The following is a 5,106-nucleotide window of genomic DNA, read 5'->3' as shown; positions in this document are numbered from 1 at the left end:
CCCGGCGATTCACCGTGAACGCGATCATCGGGTGCCTCGTCGCGGCGCTGGTGGTCGTCGTCTTCGGCATCTCCGGGATCATCTCCCCGGGCGCGAACAAGTCGTGGCGCGCGCCCGGAAGCATCATCGTCGAGAAGGAGACCGGCGCGAAGTACCTCTTCCTGGCAGGGAGCCTGCATCCGGTGCTCAACTTCGCGTCGGCGCGGCTGATGGTCAACAGCCCGCAGGCGAACGTGGTGTCGGTGTCGAGCAACTCGTTGCGGGACGTGCCGCGCGGGCTTCCGGTCGGCATCCCGAACGCGCCCGATTCGCTGCCCGGACCCGACGCGCTGACGCGCGCGCCGTGGTTCGTCTGCGCTGACACCAGCTACGACAAGTCGAACACGCCGTCACCGGTGACGGAGTTGCAGGTCCGCGAGATCGCGGGTGTCCCGCTGGGCCCGGATTCGGGCCTGCTGGTGTCCACACCGGACGGTTCGAAGTACTTGGTGTGGCGGGGAAGCCGGTTCCGGATACCGCAGCAAGCAGTGATCGACGCGCTCGGTTACGGTGCCGTTCGACCGCTCCCGGTGGCCTCGTCGTGGGTGCAGGCGCTGCCGAGCGGGCCGGACCTGACCGCGCCTGACGTGCCCGAGTTGGGCAAGCCGGCGCTCTCGGTGAAGGGGGAGGCCGGGCGGGTCGGGCAGGTCTACGAAGTGCACAACCCAGTCCTCGGGGACGACCGGTTCTACGTGTTGCTGCCGGACGGATTGGCGCCGTTGAGCCGCACCGGGGCGGGACTGCTGCTGGCGGACCCGGACCTCGCCGCCGCCTATCCCGGCTCGAAGCCGGGCGCGGTGGCGATCGACGCGGCGGCGGTGGGCTCGGTGCCGCGGTCCGCACTGGCGGCGGTGCCGCCGGAACTGCCGGTGGACCCGCCGAAGATCACCCCGGTGGACCGCAACGACCGCGACGTGCCGTGCGCGCGGTTCGCCGTCGGGTCAGGGGGCGAGGTCCCGGTCGAGGTGGTCATGGTGCGGCGCGACGACGCACGCTTCTCCGGCATCGTCCGGTCGCCGCAGCCGACGGGGGCACTGGCCTATCAGGTCTCGGTCCCGCCGACATTCGGGGTGCTGGCCCGAGACCTGCCGGCGCCGGGGGCCCCGACGGGGGCCCACTACGTAATCACCGATCTCGGGATCAAGTACCCGCTGCCCGGCCCGGACGCGGTCGGGGCGCTGGGCTACGCGGGAGTCGATCCGCTGCCGGTGCCCAGCGAGCTGTTGGCGTTGCTGCCCAACGGCCCCGAGTTGGCTCCGGGGACCGCGACCGAGGTGCGTCCCGGGAGCTGATGAGTAATCCCCCTACCGGCAACGGCGACATGCCCTCACCAACACCACCGGTGTCGCGGGGGTGCTGTCCTGAACAGGGTGCTGGAGCACCCGAATCGACGTGAAACCCGTTGATGCGACTGAGAGAACAGGAGTTCGGGCGAATGTCTGACCAGACCCGGTTGGTCGCGGAGCGGCTCAACGCGTACTCGACCCAGCACGACAGCACCGGCGAGGAGGTGAAGAGCACGCGGACTTCACTCGGCGTGGAGATCGCGACCGTGGCGTCGCAGAACAAGGGCGCGATGATCCAAGCCCTCAACGACGTGCACATGGAATGGGACCGCCAGTGCCTGACGGTGGAGAACGAGCTCCACGCGATGGCGCAGGCGATCCGCGATGCCAGCACCAAGTACCAGTCGCAGGACCGGGAAATCGCGGAGCAGGTCCGCCGGGCCGGAACGCAGGACGCCGGTCGGGTGGATCCCGTGGCGCCCTCCGAGATGAACCGCTTCCTCAACTAGCCGGCCGGACCGGTCCCCGGAGCACGGAAGGACGCACACCAGTGGACGACGAGATCCAGTACCAGTACGCGGCGCTGAGGGCGGGCGTCGACAAGATGCGCGGGGCGACCAAGGCGCTTTCGCAGAAGATCGACGACCTGAAGAACCAGACAGGCAACCTGCTGCAGTCCTGGGACGCCCAAGCGTCGCAGACCTACCAGACGAAGGCCGGCAACATCAGCGCCGCGTTCACCGCCATGAACGAGACGCTGAACGGCGTCACCTCCGCGGTGGACACCGGGCAGGACAACATGCGGCAGATCGACGGCAAGCTCGCGTCGAGCTTCGACTGAGCGCGCGATGACCGAGGACACTGCCACGCGGGTCGACGTCGTTGAGCTGGGCAAAGCCGCGTCGGTGGTCTCCGGGATCGCCGACGAGTGCGCCGGATGCGCCGAACTGGCGGGGGCCGCACCCAGCGCGGGCGACCTGCCGACGGGGAAGTGGTTGCAGGACCTGCTCGCCGAACGACGGGACGAGGTCGCCGCGCACTGCGCGCGGCTGGAACGGGTCTTCCGGGAACTGGCCGATCGGATGGCGCAGTTCGCCACCGACGTCCAGGCGCTCGACCGGCACAACGGTTCAGCGGTGAAGTCCCTGGGCGATGGGTTGGCCGAAGCGTTCGACGGTTCGGTGCGGGGCTTTTCCGGCATGCCGGGTGTCCACCAAGCCTGAATTCGACCACTTAGGACTGTGAGAGGAGGTGCGATGGCCGGATCGGCTGCCGACGCGGACGATGTCCCGGGCGATGTGGACGCGGCCGTGCGGGCGCTGTCCGGCGCCGATCCGCACAGCTTCTACGACGCGGCGCAGCGGTTCGAGCGCACCGACGCGCGCCTGCGTTCGGTGTCCGAGCAGTTCCGCAGCCGGCTCCGGCACCTGGAGCAGGCTTGGCAGGGGCCCGGTTTCGAGATGTTCGCGCAATCGGCGGACCGGCTGCTGAACCGGGTCGAGCAGGTCGTCGGGGTGCTCGCGGAGCCGAGCTACGCGGGCCTGCTCAACGAGCTCGGCGATGCGCTGGCGGAGGCCAAGCGGGAGGTGGCGGACGCCCGGTCGCAACGCACCGGAGACGGTCTCCCCGCAGATCCCGGGGTCCGTGCCGAGCAGGATGCCAGGGCGCAGGAGGTGCTGCGGCGGCTGGCCGGCTTCTACCAGAGCACGGGGCGCCGGTTCCGCGCGCCACCGGCACAACAGTCCCACGTGCCCGGCGGCTCGGGGCAGGCCGTCAACGCGAGCTTCCACGGCGGAGACGGAACGGTCGGACCGACTTCCGCTGACGGCGGGGGAGCGGGTTCGGGAGGAGAGAACCAACCTGCCGAACCGGGACAGCTTCCACCGGACGGCGCGGGCGACTCCGGGGTCGATTCGGCCGCCGGTTCGTCGGCGGACGGGTCTTCGGCCGACGAGGGGCCGGGCGAGGGCTCGGCCGGTTCCATCTGGAGTTCGGTGCTGCCGACCGTGGCGCTGCCCGCTGCTGCGGTGCTCGGGAAGAACAGGCGAAGCCGCAAGAAGCAAGGTCGGCAGGAACGCGACGACGAGTCCGAGGAGGGCCGCAACAGCAGTGCGGAAAGAGACGACAAGCACAGTTCAGCCGACTACCGCAAGCAGAAGGACAGTGAGCGCCGAAGCCATGACTCCGGCCAGGAAGAAGAAATAGCGGGCAACAACGCGCCGAATCGCCGGACGCACCACAACATGTCCACATCTGACGTTCAAAGCGAACCCGGCTCGCAGCGTGATTCGGCGCGCGACGGTGTCGATCGAATGCCCGAAACGGCACCGTCGGCCCGTACCGACACCGCCGTAGCCCAGCCCTCGGCCGTGCAGACCGCACATACCCCGGCTTCCGTGGCGACTGCGGCGGCAATAGGGGCATCGCGATTCTTCCCCGGTTCGGCGACGGCCCCGCCGCCACCGTCGCCGACCGGGCTGCGCAGCGACGGGAGTGCGCTGACTGCTCCGGTGGAGACCGGACCCGGGCCGGCCGGACAACCGGGTGCCGGGCCCGCGATGCAGGGAGCGGGCGGACCGCAGGGCGGGATGCCGCCGATGAACCCGCGCACGATGGGCGGCCCGGGCCAGAAGGAGCAGCAGGAGCCCGGCCACCAGGAACGCGAGCGGAACGTCGCGGAGCGCGAGGATCCGAGCACCTGGCAGGTCGGCACCGGATATCCGGGCGCGCTCGGTCGAGCGCATCCGGAACGAGAGAAGGAGGACACCTGATGAGCTCCGATGCGCCGCGCCCGCCGTTGGACATGAGCTCGGCGTTGCAGGCATTGGAAGAGCAGCAGGCGAAGCTCGCCGAGTTCCAGCACAAGCTGGCCGAGACCACCACGCGGGTCGAGTCACCGGACCGCGTGGTCGCGATCGTGCTCGACGGCCAGGCGGAACTCCGCGAGATCAAGTTTCTCAACACCGACTACCGCACGATGGCCCCCGCCGAGCTGGGCGAGGTCCTGCTGCGCACCATCCAGCAGGGCCGGGCGAAGGCGGCCGAGAAGGTGCAGGAACTGCTGCCCGCCGAAGCCTTCGGCGACGTCGATCTGCACGGCCTCGCCTGCGGCGAGGCGGACCTGGGCGAGATGCTCGGGCAGATCATGCGCCCGGCGCTGGAGGATCCCCTCGGAGGCTTCCCGGGGCACCGGAGCGAGCAGGGTCAAACCGACGACGGCTGGGACCGCACCAGGTCCGGATGATCCTGCGGCCGCGGGAGTCGAGGATTCGTAGGCCTTTCTGCAATGCCCTGAGGAGTAGATCGTGGCGGACGAGACGTATGTCAACGCCCCCGGAGTTCAGGCCGACGCCCAGAAGCTCGCGGAGGCGGTGCGGCGTTTCCAGAGGTCGTTGGACGAGCTCAAGGCCGCGCTCCAGGCCGACGACAAGTGCTGGAGCGACGACGAGATCGGTGCGGAGTTCGAGAAGAACTACAAGTCGGCGGCCGGCAAGGTGACCGACTCGCTGGAGCAGACCGGCAAGAACCTGCTGCAGGTGGCCGAAAAGACGCTGCCCGACTCTGCCCGGGTGTTGCAGGAGCAGGACGACTTCAACGCCCAGGGTGTCCGCGCTGCCGCGGCCGAGCTCTACCAGGAAACGCCGCCGGACACCAAATCCTGATCGGCACTTCACCGGTCGGTAATACCAGGACTCCCGCGGCCCGGACGGCGTCCGAGGTTCCGCTACTCGCACCGCTGCGCAAGCCATTCCGCAACCTCCGACATCAAAGGAACGCTGTC

At 69.5% G+C, this 5,106-nt stretch carries 7 protein-coding genes; all 7 read left to right on the top strand.

Annotated features, from left to right (window positions below):
- The coding region (eccB, locus tag E1288_RS30295) for a type VII secretion protein EccB (RefSeq protein ID WP_132491133.1) at positions 1-1,331 on the top strand (1,331 nt) is incomplete at its 5' end.
- 143 nt (positions 1,332-1,474) lie between these two features.
- Complete coding sequence (locus E1288_RS47265) at positions 1,475-1,834, top strand: WXG100 family type VII secretion target (protein WP_165968329.1); 360 nt, start codon at positions 1,475-1,477, stop codon at positions 1,832-1,834.
- Between the two features lie 41 nt (positions 1,835-1,875).
- Positions 1,876-2,166, top strand: a complete 291-nt coding sequence (locus tag E1288_RS47260; protein WP_165968328.1) for a WXG100 family type VII secretion target — start codon at positions 1,876-1,878, stop codon at positions 2,164-2,166.
- Positions 2,167-2,173: 7 nt separating this feature from the next.
- Positions 2,174-2,548, top strand: coding sequence for a hypothetical protein (locus E1288_RS30285; RefSeq protein ID WP_132491127.1), 375 nt, complete (start codon positions 2,174-2,176; stop codon positions 2,546-2,548).
- A gap of 33 nt (positions 2,549-2,581) precedes the next feature.
- Entirely contained in the window at positions 2,582-4,096 is a 1,515-nt protein-coding gene (locus E1288_RS30280; RefSeq protein ID WP_132491124.1) for a hypothetical protein, read from the top strand.
- Positions 4,096-4,569 (top strand): YbaB/EbfC family nucleoid-associated protein, encoded by a 474-nt coding sequence (locus tag E1288_RS30275; RefSeq protein WP_132491121.1) that lies wholly within the window; start codon positions 4,096-4,098, stop codon positions 4,567-4,569. The genes E1288_RS30280 and E1288_RS30275 overlap by 1 nt, the downstream gene beginning before the upstream one ends.
- Positions 4,570-4,630: 61 nt before the next feature.
- The gene (locus E1288_RS30270; protein ID WP_132491118.1) at positions 4,631-4,987 is read left to right on the top strand and encodes a hypothetical protein; all 357 of its coding nucleotides are present in this window, start codon (positions 4,631-4,633) and stop codon (positions 4,985-4,987) included.
- Positions 4,988-5,106: the final 119 nt, after the last annotated feature.

The sequence above is a fragment of the Saccharopolyspora elongata genome (assembly GCF_004348985.1).
Taxonomy (GTDB): Bacteria; Actinomycetota; Actinomycetes; order Mycobacteriales; family Pseudonocardiaceae; genus Saccharopolyspora; species Saccharopolyspora elongata.
This window is presented reverse-complemented; position numbering and strand designations above follow the sequence as displayed.